Raw genomic sequence first — 21502 nt, 5'->3', positions numbered from 1 at the left:
AAACACTCGCGTAGCATGGCGGGGAATCGTCCGGTACCCCCTGAGGACTGGAACGGAAGGCCGTTGTCGCGTGAACGCACATCCACTTCCCGAGCCGCAGGACCGACCTGCCAGGCTCACCGTAGGGGTCGTCGGCGCGGGTCGCGTCGGCCCCGCGCTCGCCGCCTCGCTGCGGCTGGCCGGGCACCGCCCCGTCGCCGCCTCCGGCGTCTCCGACGCCTCGGTGCGCCGGGCCGCCACTCTGCTCCCCGAAGTCCCCATCGTCCCGCCCGCCGAGGTGCTGGCCCGCGCCGAGCTGGTCCTGCTCACCGTCCCCGACGACGCCCTGCCCGAGCTGGTGAGCGGTCTCGCCGAGACCGGTGCGGTGCGCCCGGGCCAGCTGCTGGTGCACACCTCCGGCCGCTATGGCATCAGCGTGCTGGAGCCCGCCCTGCGGGCCGGCGCGCTGCCGCTGGCGCTGCACCCCGTCATGACCTTCACCGGCACCTCGGTCGACGTCCAGCGACTCGCGGGCTGCTCCTTCGGCGTCACCGCCCCGGGCGAGCTGCGGCTGGCGGCCGAGGCGCTGGTCATCGAGATGGGCGGCGAGCCCGAGTGGATCGAAGAGGAGGCCCGCCCGCTCTACCACGCGGCCCTCGCCATCGGCGCCAACCACCTCATGACCCTGGTCGCCCAGTCCATGGAGCTGCTGCGCGAGGCCGGGGTCGAGGCCCCCGACCGGATGCTCGGCCCGCTGCTCGGTGCCGCGCTGGACAACGCGCTGCGCAGCGGCGACGCCGCGCTGACCGGCCCGGTCGCGCGCGGTGACGCGGGCACGGTGGCCGCGCATGTCGCCGAGTTGCGGCGGCGCGCGCCGCAGGCCGTCGCCGGATATCTGGCGATGGCCCGTACGACGGCGGACCGGGCGCTCGCGCACGGGCTGCTCAAGCCGGAGCTCGCGGAAGACCTGCTGGGCGTGCTCTCGGATGTCTCTGACGCACGGGGCCGGGGAGGGACGGAAACATGAGCCCGAAGCTGTGGACCAAGGCGTGCCCCGGCGAGCCGGATGCCGAGCTGTTCCCGAGCCGCTCGGAATTCGACACCGCGCTCGCGCACTTCGCCATGCCGGGGCGTACGGCGGTCGTCATGACGATGGGCGCGCTGCACGACGGGCACGCGTCGCTCATCCGCGCCGCCCGCGGGCGGGTCGGCGCCAAGGGTCTGGTGACCGTCACGGTCTTTGTGAACCCGCTGCAGTTCGGCGCGGGCGAGGATCTCGACCGCTATCCGCGCACGCTCGACGCCGACCTCAAGGTCGCGGCCGAGGCGGGCGCGGACATCGTGTTCGCCCCGTCGGCCGAGGAGGTGTATCCGGGCGGCGAGCCGCGGATCCGGATCGCCGCCGGGCCCATGGGCGAGGGGTACGAGGGCGCCTTCCGGCCCGGCCACTTCGACGGGATGCTCACCGTCGTCGCCAAGCTGCTCCATCTCACCCGGCCGGACATCGCCTTCTTCGGCGAGAAGGACGCACAGCAGCTGGCGCTGGTCCGGCGCATGGTGCGCGATCTGAACTTCCCGGTCGAGGTCGTCGGCGTCCCGACCATCCGGGAGGGCGACGGGCTCGCCCTCTCCAGCCGTAACCGTTATCTGCTGGCGCCGGAGCGGTCCACCGCGCTGGCCCTGTCCCGGGCGCTGTTCGCGGGGCGCGACGCGGGGGCGCTCGCGGCCCAGGGCGCCGGGTCCGCGCCGCCCGCGGCTGTGGAGGAGCAGGACGGGCTGATACGGGTCGCCTCCCCGAAGGCGGTGCGGTCCGCGGCGCGCGCGGTGCTCGCCGAGGCGGCCCTCCTCGAACCACCGCTCACCCTCGACTATGTGGCCCTGGTCGACCCGGCCGACTTCACCGAGGTCCCCGACGACCACACCGGTGAGGCCGTTCTCGCCGTCGCCGCCAAGGTCGGCGCCACCCGCCTGATAGACAACATCCGGCTGTGGTTCGGAGCCGCCCGATGACGCGACGGTCGACCGAGGTGGCCCCCGCCACCGCCCTGCGCGCCCCCGCCCCCGGCTGGGCCATCGCCGCCGATGTGGTGGTCGTCGGCTCCGGCGTCGCGGGCCTGACCGTCGCGCTGCGCTGCGCCGCCGCCGGGGCGAAGGTCACCGTGGTCACCAAGGCCCGGCTCGACGACGGCTCCACGCGCTGGGCCCAGGGCGGCATAGCCGCCGCCCTCGGCGAGGGCGACACCCCCGCACAGCACCTGGACGACACGCTCGTCGCGGGCGCCGGGCTCTGTGACGAGCGGGCCGTACGGACGCTGGTCACCGAGGGGCCCGACGCCGTGCGCCGGCTCATCGCCACCGGCGCCCGCTTCGACGCCGACGACATCACCGGCGAGATCCTGCTGACCCGTGAGGGCGGCCACCACCGCCGCCGGATCGCCCACGCGGGCGGCGACGCGACCGGTGCGGAGATCTCGCGCGCCCTGGTCGACGCGGTGCGCGCGGCCGGGATCGACACCGTTGAGAACGCGCTCGCGCTGGATCTGCTGAGGGACACGTCCGGCCGGGCGTCCGGCGTCACCCTCCACGTCATGGGCGAGGGTCAGCACGACGGCGTGGGCGCGGTGCGCGCGGGCGCGGTCGTCCTCGCGACCGGCGGCATGGGCCAGGTCTTCTCCGCGACCACCAACCCCGCCGTCTCGACCGGCGACGGCGTCGCGCTCGCGCTGCGCGCGGGGGCGGAGGTCAGCGACCTCGAATTCGTCCAGTTCCACCCCACGGTGCTGTGGCTCGGCCCGGAGGCGGAGGGCCAGCAGCCGCTGGTCTCCGAGGCGGTGCGGGGCGAGGGCGCGTATCTCGTCGACGGGGACGGCGTGCGCTTCATGCGGGGGCAGCATGAACTGGCCGAGCTGGCGCCCCGCGACATCGTCGCCAAGGGCATCATGCGGCGGATGCTGGAGCAGGGCGCCGCGCATATGTACCTGGACGCCCGCCACTTCGGGGCGCGGATGTGGGAGCGGCGCTTCCCGACCATCCTCGCCGCCTGCCGTGCGCACGGCATCGACCCGGTGACCGATCCCATTCCGGTTGGCCCCGCCGCCCACTACGCGAGCGGTGGCGTGCGCACCGATCTGCACGGCCGTACGACGGTCCCCGGCCTCTACGCGTGCGGCGAGGTCGCCTGCACCGGCGTCCACGGCGCCAACCGCCTGGCCTCCAACTCCCTTCTGGAGGGCCTGGTCTTCGCGGAGCGCATCGCCGATGACATCACCGCCCACCCGCTCCCTGAGACGGCGGCGCCGACGGCCCCCCCGGCCGCCGGCCGGGCCGCGGGGCCGCTGCTGGCCCCCGAGGCCCGCTACGCGATTCAGCGGATCATGACCGGCGGCGCCGGCGTGCTGCGGTCCGCCGAGAGCCTGGCCCGCGCCGCCGCCGAGCTCGACACGGTGCGGTACGACGCCGTCGAAGCACTGCGGCGGGACGGAAAGGCCGCCGAGCCCGGTGTCGAGACCTGGGAGGCGGCCAACCTCCTGCTCGTCGCCCGGGTCCTGGTCGCCGCCGCGCTGCGCCGTGAGGAGACCCGCGGCTGCCACTGGCGCGAGGACCGCCCCGACCGCGACGACACCGGCTGGCGCCGCCACCTCCTGACCACCCTTTGCCCCGACGGCTCCCTCGACATCCGTACGACGGGCTCCGAAGCGTTCCCCTCACCCGCACCCAAGCCCACCCCCCGACCCGAGACGGAGCCGCACCAGTGAGCAGCACCTCCGACGACCGCAAGCAGCCAGTGGCCCTTCCGCTGCTGCAGATCGGCAGCTACCCCGGCGAGGGGGCGGGCTGCGGTGACGCATGCGGCTGCGGCGGCGACGACGCCGACGACGCGTACGGGCTCGATCCGATGGAGTGCGGCCTCGACCCCGACCTCGCCGAGCTGCTGACCCTCGCCGGGCTCGACCCCGTCCAGGTCGAGGACATCGCCCATATGGCGATCGAGGAGGACCTCGACCAGGGCGTGGATGTCACGACCGTGGCCACCGTCCCCGAGGACGCCTTCGCCACCGGCGACTTCACGGCCCGTGAGGCGGGCACCGTCGCCGGGCTGCGGATCGCCGAGGCGATCCTGTCCGTCGTCTGCACCGACGAGTTCGAGGTCGAGCGGCATGTCGAGGACGGCGACCGGGTCGTCGCCGGCCAGAAGCTGCTCAGCGTCCGCACCCGCACCCGTGATCTGCTGACCGGCGAGCGCAGCGCGCTCAACCTGCTGTGCCGCCTCTCCGGTATCGCGACCGCGACCCGCGCCTGGGCGGACGCCCTGGAGGGTACGGAGACGAAGGTCCGCGACACCCGCAAGACCACCCCGGGGCTGCGCGCGCTGGAGAAGTACGCGGTGCGCTGCGGCGGCGGGGTCAACCACCGTATGTCGCTGTCGGACGCCGCGCTCGTCAAGGACAACCATGTGATCGCGGCGGGCGGCGTGGCGGAGGCGTTCCGCGCGGTGCGGGCCGAGTTCCCGGATGTGCCGATCGAGGTGGAGGTCGACACCCTCGAGCAGATTCCGCCGGTGCTGGAGGCGGGCGCGGATCTGATCCTGCTCGACAACCTCACCCCGGAGCTGACCCGGAAGGCGGTCGAGCTGGTCGCGGGGCGCGCCGCCCTGGAGTCCTCGGGCCGGCTGACGCTCGCCAATGCCCGTACGTACGCAGAGGCGGGCGTCGACTATGTGGCGGTCGGCGCGCTCACCCACTCCTCCCCGATCCTGGACATCGGCCTGGACCTGCGCGAGGCCGAGGTGAGCTGACCATGCTGCTGACCATCGACGTAGGCAATACCCACACCGTGCTGGGGCTGTTCGACGGCGACGAGATCGTCGAGCACTGGCGGATCTCCACCGACGCCCGCCGCACCGCCGACGAACTGGCCGTGCTGCTGCAGGGGCTGATGGGGACGCATCCGCTGCTCGGCGAGGAGCTGGGCGACGGCATCGAGGGCATCTCGATCTGCGCCACCGTCCCCTCCGTCCTGCACGAGCTGCGCGAGGTGACCCGCCGCTACTACGGCGATGTGCCGTCGGTGCTGGTCGAGCCGGGGGTGAAGACCGGTGTGCCGATCCTGATGGACAACCCGAAGGAGGTCGGCGCGGACCGGATCATCAACGCGCTGGCCGCCGTCGAGCTCTACGAAGGCCCGTGTGTGGTCGTCGACTTCGGCACCGCGACGACCTTCGACGCGGTCAGCTCGCGCGGTGAGTACGTGGGCGGGGTGATCGCGCCGGGCATCGAGATCTCGGTCGAGGCGCTCGGCGTGCGCGGCGCCCAGCTGCGCAAGATCGAGCTGGCCCGTCCGCGCAGTGTGATCGGGAAGAACACCGTGGAGGCCATGCAGTCCGGCATCCTCTACGGCTTCGCGGGCCAGGTCGACGGGATCGTCCGGCGCATGGCGCGCGAGCTCGCCCAGGACCCGGAGGACGTCACGGTCATCGCCACCGGCGGGCTGGCCCCCATGGTGCTGGGGGAGTCCTCGGTGATCGATGAGCATGAGCCCTGGCTGACTCTGATCGGCCTCCGGCTGGTCTACGAGCGGAACATCTCGCGCGGCTGAGAGCCGCCACCGGCCCGCCGGCCCTGCCCCGGGGCGGGGGCGGCGGAAAGCCCGGGTCTTCACCTGCGCACTCGGCCCCATTCGGAATTCCCGGCCCCGTTCCGTACCGGATCGACGAATTCGCCGCGGATGTCGTCGGCTCCGGGCCATCGGCCGAGGAGTTGGTCAAGAGAAACACAACTCTTCGAATTCCGTATTGACAGGCGGAACGCGAGCGGCTCAGAGCCGGCCCGAGCGCGGTCCCGCCCCGCGCCGGCCGGGATCCGGGCCGGAACGCACCCCAGCACCCAGCACCCCAGCGCCCCTGGCTTCCGCGGACGGGAGCCACGGGGAGAGGGCGGCGACGGCGGCGCCACCACCCGCAACGCGCCGCACCGTCCGGCGCTCAGCGAAAATTGTCCGCTTAGCACTTAAAGTCGCCCCATGCCCACGCCATATGGATCCCGCGGCGGAATGGCGTTCAGTGCGGATGAGCTGCGTGTGCTCCGACGCGCCCTCGCCATCGCCCTCCAACCCGACCCCGTCACTCCCTCTCCCGGCCCCCTCGGCCCGGACCGGGCGGAGGAGGTCCAGGACTGTCTCCGGCTCGCCGAGGCGGTGGACGAAGCGGTCCGCGAGGGCGGGCGGCTGCGAGCGTTCCTGCTCGACGAGCTCGCCCGCTACCGCGCCGCCCTCCCCGGCGCCGCCGTCGGCTATCTCGAGCAGCTCCAGGGCGCCCTCGCGGCCGGTTACGAGCCGCTCCCGGAGGACCTGGCCGCGCTCCGTACGCTCTGCGGGTCCCCCACTGGGGGCGGCGAGGCGGCGCGCCGGCGCGCGCTGCTGAGCCACTGCGAGCGCCTTGCCGAGCGGGGCGTACGCGCCCGGCTCGCGGAGCGCGCCGGCCTGACCCTGCTGCCCCGCTCGCGCCCCGTGGCGGCTCGGCTGCGCGCCCTGCCGGGCGGCGCGGCGGCCACGCGGATGGCCGACGATCCGAAGCGGGAGCCGCACAAGAAGCCCGCGGCGCCGGACCGCGAGGAGCCGAAACGGGGGGAGCCGGGCCGTGGACCGCGCCCCGGGCGCCCGGTGCCGACGCCGGCGGAGGTCTTCCCGCCCAAGCGCCGCCGCCCCGCGCCGCCGCAGGATCACGAGGCGCGGCGCGGCTCCGGCGCGGGGGCGCGTTCCGCCTGACCCCGCGCGCCGCGTAATCTGGGGGCCTCGAGCATGAGGAGGCCGAGAGCCATGGAATACGTCTCCGCGCTGGTCCCGCCCGTCGTGATGGCCGTGGCCTTCATCGCGTTGATCGTGACGATGGTGAAGAGCCAGGGCGGTGCCAACAAGGCCAAGGAGGACGCCGCGGTGGACGCGGCGCTCGCCCGCGCCGAGGCGGACCGCCAGGCGACGCCGCGCGACGCGACCTGATCGCGCGCCGTCCTTCACCGCACGTCCCGGGATGCACCGCATCCCGGGACGTGCGGCCTTTTGCCGGGCAAATCTCCCGACATTCGGGACATCTCCCACTATTATTCACGGTGTGCCCCGGCCATTGGGAGAGCTCGAAGACGCGGTCATGACGCGGGTGTGGAAGTGGAACCGCTCGGTCACGGTCCGGGAAGTCCTGGAAGACCTTCAGCGGGAACGCTCGATCGCCTACACCACCGTCATGACCGTAATGGACAACCTCCATCAGAAGGGCTGGCTCCGCAGGGAGGTGGAAGGCCGCGCCTATCGATATGCCGCGGTCTCCACGCGCGCCGCCTACTCGGCCGCACTGATGAACGAAGCGTGGTCGGCCAGTGACAACCCGGCTGCCGCCCTCGTCGCGTTCTTCGGGATGATGTCCGAAGAGCAGCGAGATGCGCTGCGGGATGCCATGCGCGTCGCGCAAGTCGGCGAGCCCCGCGAGAGCCCCGGTGAGTCGGGGCGATGACACGGGGCGATAGCGTCCGGTCATGTCCTCCCCACTATCAAAAGTAGTCACCGTCCGCCGTGCCCGGACCAGCGATGTGCGGGCGGTGCGCCGCCTCATCGACTCCTACGTGGGCGATCGCATCCTGCTCGACAAAGCGACTGTGACGCTTTACGAGGACATCCAGGAGTTCTGGGTCGCGGAGCGGGACGAGGACGCGGAGGTCATTGGCTGCGGTGCGCTCCACGTCATGTGGGAAGACCTCGCGGAGGTTCGCACTCTCGCCGTCCATCCGGCACTCAAGGGCAGTGGTGTAGGCCACCTCGTGCTCGACAAGCTGTTGCAGACCGCGCGCTGGCTGGGCGTGCGGCGCATTTTCTGCCTCACCTTCGAAGTCGACTTCTTCACCAAGCACGGCTTCGTGGAGATCGGCGAGACCCCGGTCGACGGGGATGTCTACAGCGAGCTCCTGCGTTCCTATGACGAGGGCGTCGCCGAGTTCCTGGGTCTCGAACGGGTGAAGCCGAACACCCTTGGCAACAGCCGGATGCTTCTGCAACTGTGATCGCGGGCCCTATGTCCGAATCGCTCCCCTATCACATAGCTCCGGAACATCGCCTTCCCGCAGGCTTCCCGCTTGGTCGATCGGTCGAACCTTCCCAGGGGGTTTGTGTTTTTTCGGGAAAGGCGGTTTGCTATTCCCCCGTAGTGTAATTACCTGGGGGGTGAGACATCAGCGGCTAACACCGCGCCCCGAACCCCCCGTTTTCCCTGAAAGGAGCCCCATGGCACAGAAGGTTCAGGTCCTTCTTGTCGACGACCTCGACGGCGGCGAGGCGAACGAGACCGTGACGTTCGCGCTGGACGGCAAGAGCTACGAGATCGACCTCACCACTGCCAACGCGGACAAGCTCCGGGATGCCCTGGAGCCGTACACCAAGGGCGGCCGGCGCACCGGTGGCCGGGCCTCCGGCGGCCGCGGCAAGGCGCGCGCGGCGGCGGGCGGCAGCCAGGACACCGCGAAGATCCGCGCCTGGGCGAAGGAGAACGGCTACGAGGTCAACGACCGCGGCCGTGTTCCGGCGACCGTTCGTGAGGCGTACGAGAAGGCCAACGGCTGAGCGCGTCACCCTTTCCCTGCTCGCCGCTGCCTGGGCAGCGGCCGGGCGCGCAGCAACCGGGCTCGGTGGCACTCCGTGGCCGCCGCGGCCACGAGTCGCACGAGATCGGGGGCGCCCCCATCGCCCCCGAAGCCTGTCACCGGCAGCGTCGGCTCCAGCCCGCCCCCCGGCTCGGGAGGTCGCAGCCACACAGCGGCCTCCTGCGGGCCCCGCACTGCGGGCGCCGCGGGAGGAGGCCAGGAGGAGGCGGGGCACGGTGCGGTGATCCGGCCGCCGACGCCGATCGCGGCCAGGTCCAGGGGCACGCCGCCCCACTCCAGCCAGTCGAGCAGCTCCGGCAGCTCGTCGGCGCCGCCAGGGGCCACCAGGAGCCGCATCCAGGGCCCCTCCACCGCGACCGGACCGGTCCGCGGCACCCGCCGCAGCATCGCGAAACCGGCGACGGCCGGCAGTTCGATGACGTCGAAGGCCACCCCCGTGAGCAGTTCGACGGGATCGCTGCCGGCCGTCGGCCAGCCCAGCTCCCGCTCGTACCAGCGTGACCGGGCGGCCGGGGCGGACCGCCTCGCGCCGTGGGCACTGGAGATCATGCCCGGAGAAACTCCCCGCCTCCCCTGGGGGTTACGCTCCGTGTGCTCGTGCGTGCGCTGCGTGCCGACCGGGGGTGGTGCAGGGGTGATGAACGGGCGCAAGGTTGTTCGCCCGTAGCGGATGGAACCGGCCCGTGCGGCATGGACTGTCTCTCCTAGCGGGTAAGACATCCCTAGTGGGAGGGGCGGTCCGCATGTCGACAGGGAGTGGCGTTCGCCATCGGCGTAGTGACGGTGGGCGTAGAGGCTTGGCCTGCGGGAACATCGTCTCGCACCATCGGGTTGAGACAGTTGTCGGCCGTTCGGGCAGGAGGCCAGTGGCTGTCTGCCCCGCGCGAGCGGGGGTCATCCGGACGGTTGTCGGCAGTTGGAATGAGCTGTCCCGGGTTGCGGGACTAGCATGCGGAAGGACAGGGAGGGGATCGTCCCCGATCTTTCTGACCGCTCTGAGGAGCGATTAACGATGTTCGAGAGGTTCACCGACCGTGCGCGGCGGGTTGTCGTCCTGGCTCAGGAAGAAGCCCGGATGCTCAACCACAACTACATCGGCACTGAGCACATCCTCCTGGGCCTGATCCACGAGGGTGAGGGTGTCGCCGCTAAGGCCCTGGAGAGCCTCGGGATTTCGCTCGAGGCGGTCCGCCAGCAGGTGGAGGAGATCATCGGCCAGGGCCAGCAGGCCCCGTCCGGTCACATCCCCTTCACCCCCCGTGCCAAGAAGGTTCTGGAGCTGTCGCTCCGCGAGGCCCTTCAGCTCGGTCACAACTACATCGGTACGGAGCACATCCTGCTCGGCCTGATCCGCGAGGGCGAGGGCGTCGCCGCCCAGGTCCTCGTGAAGCTGGGCGCCGATCTGAACCGGGTGCGGCAGCAGGTCATCCAGCTGCTCTCCGGTTACCAGGGCAAGGAGGCCGCCACCGCCGGCGGCCCGGCGGAGGGCACTCCCTCCACCTCGCTCGTCCTGGACCAGTTCGGCCGCAATCTCACGCAGGCCGCCCGCGAATCCAAGCTCGACCCGGTCATCGGGCGCGAGAAGGAGATCGAGCGGGTCATGCAGGTGCTGTCGCGCCGTACCAAGAACAACCCGGTCCTCATCGGCGAGCCCGGCGTCGGCAAGACGGCGGTCGTCGAGGGGCTGGCCCAGGCCATCGTCAAGGGCGAGGTGCCCGAGACCCTCAAGGACAAGCACCTCTACACCCTGGACCTGGGCGCCCTGGTCGCGGGCTCCCGCTACCGCGGTGACTTCGAGGAGCGCCTGAAGAAGGTGCTCAAGGAGATCCGCACCCGCGGCGACATCATCCTGTTCATCGACGAGCTCCACACCCTGGTGGGTGCGGGTGCCGCCGAGGGCGCGATCGACGCCGCGAGCATCCTCAAGCCCATGCTGGCGCGAGGCGAGCTGCAGACCATCGGCGCGACGACCCTCGACGAGTACCGCAAGTACCTGGAGAAGGACGCGGCGCTGGAGCGCCGCTTCCAGCCCATCCAGGTCGCCGAGCCGTCGCTGCCCCACACCATCGAGATCCTCAAGGGCCTGCGGGACCGTTACGAGGCGCACCACCGCGTCTCGATCACGGACTCGGCCCTGGTCGCGGCCGCCACCCTGGCCGACCGCTACATCTCGGACCGCTTCCTGCCGGACAAGGCGATCGACCTGATCGACGAGGCCGGCTCCCGGATGCGGATCCGCCGGATGACCGCGCCGCCGGACCTGCGCGAGTTCGACGAGAAGATCGCCGATGTGCGCCGGGAGAAGGAGTCCGCGATCGACTCGCAGGACTTCGAGATGGCCGCGGGCCTGCGCGACAAGGAGAAGCAGCTCCTGGCCGCGAAGGCGAAGCGGGAGAAGGAGTGGAAGGCCGGCGACATGGACGTCGTCGCCGAGGTCGACGAGGAGCTGATCGCCGAGGTCCTGGCCACGGCCACCGGCATCCCGGTCTTCAAGCTCACCGAGGAGGAGTCCTCCCGGCTGCTGCGCATGGAGGACGAGCTGCACAAGCGCGTCATCGGCCAGAAGGACGCCATCAAGGCGCTCTCCCAGGCCATCCGGCGTACGCGTGCGGGCCTCAAGGACCCCAAGCGCCCCGGCGGCTCCTTCATCTTCGCGGGCCCGTCCGGTGTCGGTAAGACCGAGCTCAGCAAGACTCTCGCCGAGTTCCTCTTCGGCGACGAGGACGCGATGATCTCGCTCGACATGTCGGAGTTCAGCGAGAAGCACACCGTCTCGCGGCTCTTCGGCTCTCCGCCCGGATACGTGGGCTACGAGGAGGGCGGCCAGCTCACCGAGAAGGTGCGCCGCAAGCCGTTCTCCGTGGTCCTCTTCGACGAGGTCGAGAAGGCCCACCCGGACATCTTCAACTCGCTGCTGCAGATCCTGGAGGACGGTCGGCTGACCGACTCCCAGGGCCGGGTCGTGGACTTCAAGAACACGGTGATCATCATGACCACCAACCTCGGCACCCGGGACATCTCCAAGGGCTTCAACCTGGGCTTCGCCGCCCAGGGCGATGCGAAGACCGGCTACGAGCGGATGAAGAACAAGGTCAACGAGGAGCTCAAGCAGCACTTCCGGCCCGAGTTCCTCAACCGTGTCGACGACACCGTCGTCTTCCACCAGCTCACCGAGGAAGACATCATCCAGATCGTCGACCTCATGATCACCAAGGTGGACGAGCGGCTCAAGGACCGCGACATGGGCATCGAGCTCAGCGGCGAGGCCAAGAAGCTGCTCGCCAAGAAGGGCTACGACCCGGTCCTGGGCGCCCGGCCGCTGCGCCGGACGATCCAGCGCGAGATCGAGGACATCCTGTCGGAGAAGATCCTCTTCGGCGAGCTGCGTCCGGGCCACATCGTGGTCGTGGACAGCGAGGGCGAGGGTGAGGAGAAGAAGTTCACCTTCCGCGGCGAGGAGAAGTCGCCGCTGCCCGACACCCCGCCGATCGAGTCCGCCGCCGGTGGCGCGGGCCCGAACCTGAGCAAGGAAGCCTAAGCGCCGCGCCGGCTGCGCTGAGGGGCCGCCCCGGACCGTGCACGGTCCGGGGCGGCCCCTTTTTCTGGCTCGCCCCTGCGCGGGCCCTGACGCGGCTCCTGGGGCTCCCGCCCGGTCTCCCCGGCCTGGGCCCCTGCGGGACGACCGGCGGCGGCGCCCCCAGCGCTGTTGTGCGGGGCCCTCAGCCGCCCGCGGGCTCAGCTGCCCGCCACGATGACCTGGACGCCCTCCGGTACGCCGGTCACCTCGGCATTGCGGGCGCTCACCCGCAGCGTGTGCAGCCGGGGGAAGGCGCTCAGCCACCGCAGATTCCGCTGCTCGCCCAGGTCGTACGCGAGCCACAGCTCGGTCAGCCGCTCGGCGACCAGCCCCTCGGTCAGCTGGCGCGGGGTGAAAGCGCCCGCGATCTGTACGCAGGGACGCCCGCCGAGCCGGCGCAGCGCCCGTAGCTCATCCGGGTCCGTCACCGGAAAGTCGAGTTCGCGCTCATCGAGATGGGCGATGATTTCCTCGGCGTAGCGGTCGGTGTCATAACGCCGCCAGGCACCGGCCAGCTGGGACCGCACCGCCCATGAGGTGCGGTCCCGCAGCCGGGCCAGATAGTCGATGGCGCGGTCGTCGGCTATCGAGCCGGCGGTCACGGCCAGCCGATGGGCCTCCTCATCGGATACGCCCGTCGGATCGGGCAGCATTTCCAGCACGATAGGCCCGATCCAGCCGAGTGCGCGGGCGCCTTCCAGGGTGGTCGGACGGACCAGATCCCGGGTATAGCGGTGCACCCGGGAACGTACCTCGGGGGCCAGCTCCGTCGCGTGTTCCAGGCACGCGGCCGCGAGCAGTTTGCGATGGCGGGCATGGACCGGCCGGGCGTCTTTACGGGCGGCCAGCAGCCCCTCCAGGAGGTAGACGCATTCATCGGGGCGGGCGAGCGCGACGGACATTCTGATCACTTCTTCCCAGTCGTCCAGGTGTGCGTGGTCGATCAGGAAGTCGAAATCGTGCCGTTCCACGACCGCTCTGGCACTCAGATAGTCCTGGAACGTTCGGTGTACGAAATCGACCGATCCGGGTGCGGGCTCGCGCAATAGACCGGTCCGGTTGAGCAGATGGCGGTAAATCTCCTCGGGCCCGCCCTGCCGTGCCGCGTGCGGAATGGCCGGAAGATGCCGGGCGAGGGTCTCGATCGCGGTGGCGCGGTCCATTTCGGACCTGCCGTTGAGGAGCATCCAGTGCGCGAGCTTCTGCAGCAGCCGGATCTTCGGTTCCTGCGGAAGGTCGATTCCATCCGGCGGCGGCATGGCGCGCTCGCGGTCGCGCCGTTCCAGCAGCATGGAAAGCGCCGCGTCATAGAGGGCTTTCCGGCCGCGCGGCAGATAGCCCCGGCGGTCCCGGTGCAGCGCGCAGATGAGGCCGCACATCAGCGGATTGGTGGCCAGCCGCCCCAGGTCCCGGGTAATCCGTACGGCATCCAGCAGCGTTTCCTCGTAACCGTCCAGCAGGTCGAGATCCGTGCCGCCCGCTCCGTCCTGGCGGGCCGCCGTGTGCCAGCGCCGAATGAATGCGGTGACGCCCTCGCGGCTCATCGGGGCCAGCTTCAGCTCGGCGAAGCGGTCGGAGGCCAGCCAGTTCTCCCGTACCGCCGAGGGGCGCGAGGTGACCAGCCAGACATTTCCCGGATAGCGCGCCGGGAGCTCGCGCAGCGCCTGCCGCAGCTGCTCGCGGTCCTCCTCGGGCGCCTCGTCGATCCCGTCGACCAGCAGCAGCCCGCGCCCGTCGGACAGCACCCGCTCGGCCCAGCCGGGCGGCTGGGCGCCGGCCTGGGGATGGCGGACGGCGGACAGAAAGGCGGCCGGCGCCGGAAAGCCGTCGCGGCGGAATCTGCGCACCGGCAGCACGAACGGCACCCGCCCGCGCAGCCCCTCCAGCGGGGCGGGCAGATCGCCGCGCGCCACGGACACCGCGAGCCACTGCACCAGCGTGGTCTTGCCCGACCCCGCCACGCCCCACAGCAGCACCCGGTCCCGCCCGGTCAGCGCCTGCTCGGCGGGGGCGGAGGGGCCCGCGTCGGTCTCGGTCTCCAGGCTGAGATACGCGGCGTCCAGGGGCCAGGTGTCGGGGGAGTCGGCCAGATCGATGCCGTAGATCGTCAGATGGTCGTGGCCGGCCACGATGTCCCGGGCGTAACGCTCCTCGAAGACGGCGTCCTCGGCGGCCGTGACAAACGCGGACCGCCCGGTGAGGAAGCGCAGGATATGCGGGCAGACGGCCCGCGACAGCGCGGAGTGCAGCCGGGCGGCCTCCGCCGACAACTCCCGGTCGGCGTCCGGCGCCGCGACCGCCAGATGCCGCGCGAACCCCTCGGGCCCCAGCCGCACCGCCTGCAGGTCGTCCATGTCCACCGTGCCGAGCGCGTGCAGCGTCCGCGCCAGCGCGTCGGTCACCGCCCGCCTCTCCGCGAGAGGCACTCCGCACAGCGCCTCCTCCGCCAACGCCCCGGCCACCCGCGTCAGATCGCGCTCGGTCAGTGTGCGCCGATCCCCCTGGAAGGACACCAACGCCGAAATCCGCACCGGGCGATCCCCCGGCAGTCCCCCGGGCCCCTCCGTCACGAAGAGCTGCGCGATCAGCGGTACGACGACACCCGGCGCGAGCCGGGCGCTGATGACTGCGGGATCCATGCGCCCCGGTCCCCCCGTGGCTGTGTCGGCCGTTCCGAAGACCTCCAGGGTAGGGCGATCCGGGGCCCGCCGCCGGGGATTCACGGGGGGCGGGCGGGGGCACGGCACGGGCTGTACGTCAGGCTCTGACGCACCGCGGCCCGGCGCCCCTGTGGGGGAAGCCGGGCCGCGGTGGTGCGTGTGGCGGGTTACTTCTTGATCGTGATGCGGTCCGCCGGTGGCGGGGACAAGGGGGAGGACGCCGATGAGTGGGCGCCCAGGTAGGCGGTGAAGGCGTCCAGGTCGGAGGCGCCGACGAGCTTGTTCTTGCCGTCCTTGAAGACGGGGAAGCCGTCGCCGCCGCCCGCGAGGAATTCGTTCATCGCGACGCGGTAGGTCTTGGCCGGGTCGATCGGCTCACCGTTCAGCTTGACCGAGTCGGTGACGACGCGGTCCTTGCCGGACTGGGTGAGGTCGAGGGTGTAGGTGAAGCCCCTGGAGACCTGGAGGATCTTCGGGCTGGCCTCGTTCGAGCCGCTGACCTGCTGCTGGAGCGCGGTGATGAGCTGGGCGCCGGTCAGGTCGACGACGTTCATCATGTTGGTGAAGGGCTGGACGGTGAAGGCCTCGCCGTAGGTGACGACTCCGTCCCCCTCGCTGCCCGACGCCTTGTAGGCGAGGTCGGAGCGGATGCCGCCGGGGTTCATGAGGGCGAGTTGGGCGCCGCCCTTGTCGGTGGGGGAGAGCGCTTCGAGCTGGCCGTCGGAGATGACGTCACCGAGCGGCGACTCGTAGGCGCCGGAGCCGCGGCCGGGGATCTCGGCGGAGACGTGGCCGACCGGCTTGCCGGCGACCGGGGCGGCCAGCTTGTTCCAGCGGGCGATCAGCGAGGTCATGTCCGGGGCCTTGGGCTGGTCGCGGTTGACCACGTGGTTCGCCGCGTTCGCGCCCTTCACGCTCGTCCGCACGATGTCGCCGGTGCGGCGGTCGTAGGTGAGCGTGGTGTCGGTGTAGAGACGGCCGAAGGAGGCGGCGGAGGTGACGGTGCGTGGGGTGCCGGACGGGTCCGGGACGGTGCACGCGTACGCCTGGTGGGTGTGGCCGGTGACCAGGGCGTCGACCTTCGGGGTGACGTGCTTGGCGATGTCCACGATGGGGCCGGAGAGGCCGTTGCCCGCGCCGGGGCTGTCGCAGTCGTAGTTGTACGAGGAGGAGGCGGGCAGCCCGCCCTCGTGGATGAGCGCGACGATCGACTTGACGCCCTTGCGCTGCAGCTCCTTGGCGTACTTGTTGATCGTCTCGACCTCGTCATGGAACTTCAGGCCCTTGACGCCCTCGGCGGTGACGATGTCCGGGGTGCCCTCGAGCGTGACTCCGATGAAGCCGATCCTCACGCCCTTGTGGGTCCACACGGTGTAGGGCTTGAGGAGGGGCTTGCCGGTCTTCTCGTCGGTGACGTTCGCGGCCAAGTAGGGGAAGTCGGCGCCCTGGAAGGTCTTGCCCTTCTCGTAGCAGCCGTCCTTCGGGTGGCAGCCGCCGTTCTGCATCCGGGCGAGCTCGGTCGCGCCCTCGTCGAACTCGTGGTTGCCGACCGACGTCACATCGAGGTCGAGCTTGTTGAGCGCCTCGATGGTCGGCTCGTCGTGGAAGAGCCCGGACAGCAGCGGGCTCGCGCCGATCATGTCGCCGCCGGCGGCGGTGACGGAGTACTGATGACCCGCGCGGGCCTTGCGGAGGGAGGTGGCGAGGTATTCGACGCCGCCCGCCGGGACGGACTTGGTGGTGCCGTCGGCCTGGGTCTCGGTGACGGTGCCCGAGGAGCCCTGCGGGGGCTCCAGGTTTCCGTGCAGATCGTTGAAGGACAGCAGCTGCACATCGACGGTGCGGGCCGGGCGGTGCTTGTCCGCGGCGCTGACCGGGCGGTGCTTGTCCGCGGTGCCGGCCTGCGCGTCCGGGTTGGCGGCGGACAGGATGCCGGCCGTGGCCGCCAGCACCGCGACGCCCGTGGCCAACCGGCGGGCCGCCCCGCGCCGTTGAGGTCTCGCTGGCATGTCGTCCCCTTTGTGCCCCGTGGTGGTTGGTGGGCGGCAGCTTACGGTCAACGCGCGTAGCGGGGCAGGGGGATGAGGTTACGAGCTGGTTGCGCGGGGGCGGCCATGATCCGGAGCTCGCCCATTCGGGGGGTATGTCCCGTCCCGGGGGGCCGAGACGCGCCAGGGTCGCCGGGTGCGGCAGCCTGCCGCGCCGGGGCCGAGTCGTAGGCTCGGCCCCATGAATGACGTGGTGAACGAGGCGGCCGGGGCCCGCCGCATCGAGGTCCTCGAGGAGCTGACGCCCGCCGTGGCCCAGGAGGTGCTGCGGCTGATCACGGAATCCGCGCGCGCCGACGGGCAACAGGCCGTGTCCGAACAGGGGCGGCTACAGCTGCGGGGGCAGCGGCAGGGGGTACGCCATCTGGTGCTGCGCGAACCGAGCGGCGGGCTGGTCGGATACGCGCAACTGGAGGACACCGACCCGGTGGAGGCCCCGGCCGCCGAACTGGTCGTGCATCCGGCGCACCGCGGGCGGGGGCACGGCCGGGCGCTGGGGGTGACCCTGCTGAAGGAGTCCGGTAAGCGGCTGCGGGTGTGGGCGCACGGCGGCCACGCCTCCGCGCGCCATCTCGCGCAGGTGCTGGGGCTGACCCTGTTCCGCGAGCTGCGCCAGATGCGGCGGCCGCTCGGATCGCTCGCGGAGCTCGGCATCGACGAGCCCACGCTGCCGGAAGGGGTGACCGTACGGACCTTCCGGCCGGGCGAGGACGACGCCGGCTGGCTGGCCGCCAACGCCGCGGCCTTCGCCCACCACCCCGAGCAGGGTTCGCTCACCCAGCGCGATCTGGATGACCGTATGGGGGAGGACTGGTTCGACCCCGAAGGGTTCTTTCTCGCCGAACGCGAGGGTGAGATCGTCGGATTCCACTGGACGAAGGTGCACGGTGAGGAGCGGCTGGGCGAGGTGTATGTGGTGGGGGTGCGGCCGGACGCCCAGGGCGGCGGGCTCGGCCGGGCGCTGACCGCGATCGGGCTGCGGCATCTGGCCGCCCAGGGGTTGCCGACCGCGATGCTCTACGTGGACGCCGACAACCTCGCCGCCGTCGCTGTCTACGATCGGCTCGGCTTTGTCACGCATGAGGCGGACCTGATGTACCGCACCGAGACCTGAGGCGCCCGGGTGCGGTGATCCGGCGGGGTCGGGACAGTCGGGGCAGTGGGGACCGTCGGGACGCCTGCGGGATGGATCCAGTGAGGTGGCGAGCGAGGACGACGCGGTCAGGACCGTCGGGACCCCTGCGGGATGGATCCAGTGAGGTGGCGAGCGAGGGCGACGGGGTCAGGACCGTCGGGACGCCTGCGGGATGGATCCAGTGAGGTGGCGAGCGAGGACGACGCGGTCAGGATCGTCGGGACCCCTGCGGGATGGATCCCGATTTCCTACGCGCCATGTCTCCGTTACCGGCGATTCAATCTCGGTTGCAAGCATCACTGAATGCAGTCCGCTGTGCCGAATTCGTCGAACCGGAGGCTCCGTGCCGCTCCCGCACCCGCTCCGGTCACGCCGCATTCCGTCCCGGCGCGGAACAATAAGGTCATGAGCACTTCCAGCGGTCAGGCATCGGTTACCCCCCAGCCCCAGCCCCAGCCTCAGCCCTCGGTCGGCTCGATCGCGGCCCACCGGCCGCATGCGGTCGCCGCCCCGGCGGTGCGGTCGCTGGACCCTGACCTCGACGCCGATCTGGATTCGTACGAGGACGGTACCGGGCCCGATCTGGAGGGCGAGCTGCCCCAGGGGCGGTTCCTGGACCGCGAGCGCAGCTGGCTGGCGTTCAACGAGCGGGTGCTGGAACTCGCCGAGGACCCGGCGACCCCGCTGCTGGAGCGGGCGAACTTCCTCGCGATCTTCGCCAGCAACCTGGACGAGTTCTTCATGGTGCGGGTCGCGGGTCTCAAGCGGCGCATCGCGACCGGCGTCGCCACCCGCTCCGCCTCCGGGCTGCAGCCCCGTGAGGTGCTGGAGCTGATATGGACCCGGTCCCGTGAGCTCATGGCCCGGCACGCCGCCTGCTATCAGCAGGACATCGCCCCGGCGCTCGCCGAGGAGGGCATCCATCTGATCCGCTGGCCGGATCTCACCGAGAAGGAACAGTCCCGCCTCTTCACCCTCTTCCGCCAGCAGATCTTCCCCGTGCTGACCCCGCTGGCGGTGGACCCGGCGCACCCCTTCCCCTATATCTCGGGGCTCTCGCTCAATCTCGCGGTCGTCGTGCGCAACCCGGTGAGCGGCCACGATCATTTCGCACGGGTGAAGGTTCCGCCGCTGCTCTCGCGGTTCCTGGAGGCGTCGCCGCAGCGGTATGTGCCGCTGGAGGACGTGATCGCGGCGCATCTGGAGGAGCTGTTCCCCGGCATGGAGGTGCTCGCGCACCATATGTTCCGGGTGACCCGCAACGAGGACCTGGAGGTCGAGGAGGACGACGCGGAGAATCTCCTCCAGGCCCTGGAGAAGGAGCTGCTGCGGCGCCGCTTCGGGCCTCCGGTGCGGCTGGAGGTCGAGGAGTCCATCGACCCGTACGTCCTGGACCTGCTGGTGCGCGAGCTGAAGGTCTCCGAGGCCGAGGTCTATCCGCTCCCCGGGCCGCTCGACCTGACCGCGCTCTTCGACATAGCCGCGTCCGACCGGCCCGAGCTGAAGTACCCGAAGTTCGTCGCGGGCACCCACCGTGATCTCGCCGAGGTGGAGTCCGCCTCCGCGCCCGACATCTTCGCCGCGCTGCGCGAGCGGGACGTCCTGCTGCACCATCCGTACGACTCCTTCTCCACCTCCGTCCAGGCGTTCCTGGAGCAGGCCGCCGCCGACCCGGACGTTCTCGCGATCAAGCAGACGCTCTACCGGACCTCCGGCAAGTCGCCGATCGTCGACGCGCTCATCGACGCCGCCGAGTCCGGTAAGCAGGTGCTGGTGCTCGTCGAGATCAAGGCCCGCTTCGACGAGCAGGCCAACATCAAGTGGGCGCGCAAGCTGGAGGAGGCCGGCTGCCATGTGGTCTACGGCCTGGTGGGCCTGAAGACCCACTGCAAGCTGTCGCTGGTGGTCCGCCAGGAAGGCGATACGCTGCGCCGCTACTCGCATGTCGGCACCGGCAACTACCACCCGAAGACGGCCCGGCTGTACGAGGATCTGGGGCTGCTGACGGCCGATCCGAAGGTCGGCGCGGACCTCTCCGACCTCTTCAACCGGCTCAGCGGCTACTCCCGGCGCGAGACCTATCGGCGGCTGCTGGTCGCTCCCAAGTCGCTGCGCGACGGGCTGATCACGCGGATCAACAAGGAGATCACGCACCATCGTGCGGGGCGCCCCGCGTATATCCGGATCAAGGTCAATTCGATGGTCGACGAGGCCGTCATCGACGCCCTCTACGGCGCGGCGCGGGCCGGGGTGCCGGTCGATGTGTGGGTGCGCGGCATCTGCGCGCTCCGGCCGGGCGTCCCCGGGCTCTCGGAGAACATCCGGGTCCGCTCCATCCTGGGGCGGTTCCTTGAGCACTCGCGGGTGTTCGCGTTCGGGAACGGTGGCGAGCCGGAGGTATGGATCGGCAGCGCCGACATGATGCACCGGAATCTGGACCGCCGGATAGAGGCGCTGGTACGGGTCACCGACCCCGCCCACCGCGCCGCGCTCAACCGTCTGCTGGAAACCGGTATGTCCGACTCCACCTCCTCCTGGCATCTGGGCCCGGACGGCGAATGGACGCGGCATGCGACGGACGCGGACGGTCAGCCGCTGCGGAATGTTCAGGAGATGCTCATAGACGCCCGGAGGCGACGGCGTGGTTCAACGACATGACCTGCCGCTCTTCGGGATTACGGGGGCCGGGCAGGCGCCAGGTACCCCGCCCCGCCCCACCGCGCCGGGGCCCGGGGGGTACGACGACATGACGGAGCGCACGACCGAGCTGCTGCCGGAGGGATCGGCGGCGGGCCGGGCGACGGCGGGGGAGGTGCTGTCGGCGTATCTGCACGCCCAGGCCGGGGACTTCCTGCGCAGTCTGCGGCTGCACCGCGAGAGCGGATCCGATGTCGAGGAGGCGGCCGAGGCCGCCCGGCTGCTGCGCCGGGCCGCCCGGCGGATCAGCGGCGCGCTGTACGTCTACCGCCCGCTCACCGATACGGCCTGGTCCGACCAGCTCCGCGCCGAGCTGGCGTGGCTGTCGGGCACATTGGCGCTGGAGCACGCGTACGCCGAGCGGCTGGCCCGGCTGCGCTGCGCCCTGCACCGGCTCTCGGGCGTGGGCGGCCAGCCGGACCGCTCGCCCCTGGGGGACACGGCGACCGGTGAGGGCACGGCGTCCACCGACCCGGCCGGCGGCGCCGCGAGCCCCGCGCGCGCCTCGCGCGGCGGAGTCACGGTCGGTATCGACGGCGCGCCGGCCGGTCCGTCCGGCTCATCCGGTTCCGCCGCTGGTTCCGCCACGCCCCGTTCCGCCCGCGCCGCGCGCCGCAGCGTCTCGCTCGCGACCCGCGCGCCGGGCGCCGGAGCCGCGGACCCTGCCGGCCCCGGAAGACGACCCGGCGGAAGGTGGGGGCGGTGGCGTTGTAGAGGTGCACGGTGGCCCGGTGCGCGCCGCGCAGCGATTCGACGGTGCGCTC

At 71.4% G+C, this 21502-nt stretch carries 16 protein-coding genes and 1 pseudogene; 14 read left to right on the top strand and 3 right to left on the bottom strand.

The genetic code is table 11. The features are described 5' to 3' along the window. The first annotated feature begins 70 nt into the window (after window positions 1-70). The 10 genes from ABZS71_RS24870 to ABZS71_RS24825 all read left to right on the top strand — a co-directional run bounded on the left by ABZS71_RS24870 (window position 71) and on the right by ABZS71_RS24825 (window position 8580). A complete protein-coding gene (locus tag ABZS71_RS24870; protein ID WP_355841848.1) occupies window positions 71-1006 on the top strand; it encodes a DUF2520 domain-containing protein in 936 nt (311 codons plus the stop codon). 95 nt (window positions 1007-1101) lie between these two features. Then, entirely contained in the window at window positions 1102-1989 is an 888-nt protein-coding gene (panC, locus tag ABZS71_RS24865) for a pantoate--beta-alanine ligase (protein WP_356213765.1), read from the top strand. Further along, window positions 1986-3734: an L-aspartate oxidase gene (locus tag ABZS71_RS24860; RefSeq protein WP_356213701.1), complete on the top strand. Its 1749-nt coding sequence runs from the start codon at window positions 1986-1988 to the stop codon at window positions 3732-3734. Before panC ends, ABZS71_RS24860 begins: the two co-directional genes overlap by 4 nt. After that, window positions 3731-4774, top strand: coding sequence for a carboxylating nicotinate-nucleotide diphosphorylase (gene nadC / locus ABZS71_RS24855; RefSeq protein ID WP_355841854.1), 1044 nt, complete (start codon window positions 3731-3733; stop codon window positions 4772-4774). The genes ABZS71_RS24860 and nadC overlap by 4 nt, the downstream gene beginning before the upstream one ends. A 2-nt stretch (window positions 4775-4776) precedes the next feature. Beyond that, window positions 4777-5574: a type III pantothenate kinase gene (locus ABZS71_RS24850; RefSeq protein WP_355841857.1), complete on the top strand. Its 798-nt coding sequence runs from the start codon at window positions 4777-4779 to the stop codon at window positions 5572-5574. A 423-nt stretch (window positions 5575-5997) separates the two neighbouring features. Then, a complete protein-coding gene (locus ABZS71_RS24845) occupies window positions 5998-6741 on the top strand; it encodes a hypothetical protein (protein WP_356213699.1) in 744 nt (247 codons plus the stop codon). A 51-nt stretch (window positions 6742-6792) separates the two neighbouring features. Continuing rightward, on the top strand, window positions 6793-6972 hold the full coding sequence (locus ABZS71_RS24840) for a hypothetical protein (protein ID WP_356213697.1): 180 nt from the start codon (window positions 6793-6795) through the stop codon (window positions 6970-6972). Window positions 6973-7084: 112 nt separating this feature from the next. Further along, window positions 7085-7480, top strand: a complete 396-nt coding sequence (locus tag ABZS71_RS24835; protein ID WP_355841863.1) for a BlaI/MecI/CopY family transcriptional regulator — start codon at window positions 7085-7087, stop codon at window positions 7478-7480. Between the two features lie 22 nt (window positions 7481-7502). Further along, on the top strand, window positions 7503-8024 hold the full coding sequence (locus tag ABZS71_RS24830; protein ID WP_355841866.1) for an amino-acid N-acetyltransferase: 522 nt from the start codon (window positions 7503-7505) through the stop codon (window positions 8022-8024). Window positions 8025-8244: 220 nt separating this feature from the next. Then, window positions 8245-8580 (top strand): Lsr2 family protein, encoded by a 336-nt coding sequence (locus ABZS71_RS24825; RefSeq protein WP_355841869.1) that lies wholly within the window; start codon window positions 8245-8247, stop codon window positions 8578-8580. Window positions 8581-8585: 5 nt separating this feature from the next. Here the strand turns inward: ABZS71_RS24825 and ABZS71_RS24820 are convergent, their stop codons facing one another. Next, the gene (locus ABZS71_RS24820; protein ID WP_356213695.1) at window positions 8586-9170 is read right to left on the bottom strand and encodes an SCO3374 family protein; all 585 of its coding nucleotides are present in this window, start codon (window positions 9168-9170) and stop codon (window positions 8586-8588) included. Between the two features lie 463 nt (window positions 9171-9633). Here ABZS71_RS24820 and ABZS71_RS24815 point away from each other — a divergent pair, with 463 nt between their 5' ends. Next, window positions 9634-12159, top strand: a complete 2526-nt coding sequence (locus ABZS71_RS24815; RefSeq protein WP_356213693.1) for an ATP-dependent Clp protease ATP-binding subunit — start codon at window positions 9634-9636, stop codon at window positions 12157-12159. A gap of 197 nt (window positions 12160-12356) precedes the next feature. On the opposite strand, the gene ABZS71_RS24810 is transcribed toward ABZS71_RS24815, so the two are convergent. Next, window positions 12357-14837: an NACHT domain-containing protein gene (locus ABZS71_RS24810; RefSeq protein ID WP_356213691.1), complete on the bottom strand. Its 2481-nt coding sequence runs from the start codon at window positions 14835-14837 to the stop codon at window positions 12357-12359. A gap of 188 nt (window positions 14838-15025) precedes the next feature. Then, entirely contained in the window at window positions 15026-16867 is a 1842-nt protein-coding gene (locus ABZS71_RS24805) for a bifunctional metallophosphatase/5'-nucleotidase (protein ID WP_356213688.1), read from the bottom strand. 220 nt (window positions 16868-17087) lie between these two features. On the opposite strand from ABZS71_RS24805, the gene mshD reads away from it, so the two are divergent. From mshD to ABZS71_RS24790, 3 genes and pseudogenes are all read left to right on the top strand, one after another. Beyond that, on the top strand, window positions 17088-18020 hold the full coding sequence (gene mshD / locus ABZS71_RS24800; protein WP_355841884.1) for a mycothiol synthase: 933 nt from the start codon (window positions 17088-17090) through the stop codon (window positions 18018-18020). 426 nt (window positions 18021-18446) lie between these two features. Next, a complete protein-coding gene (locus ABZS71_RS24795) occupies window positions 18447-20699 on the top strand; it encodes an RNA degradosome polyphosphate kinase (protein ID WP_356213686.1) in 2253 nt (750 codons plus the stop codon). A gap of 88 nt (window positions 20700-20787) precedes the next feature. Beyond that, window positions 20788-21099, top strand: a pseudogene (locus ABZS71_RS24790) (CHAD domain-containing protein); the annotation flags it as partial. Between the last annotated feature and the right edge of the window lie 403 nt (window positions 21100-21502).

This window comes from Streptomyces sp. NPDC005393, from assembly GCF_040606675.1.
GTDB lineage: Bacteria > Actinomycetota > Actinomycetes > Streptomycetales > Streptomycetaceae > Streptomyces.
Note: the sequence above shows the minus strand (reverse complement) of the source record. Positions and strands in the feature narration are given on the sequence as shown.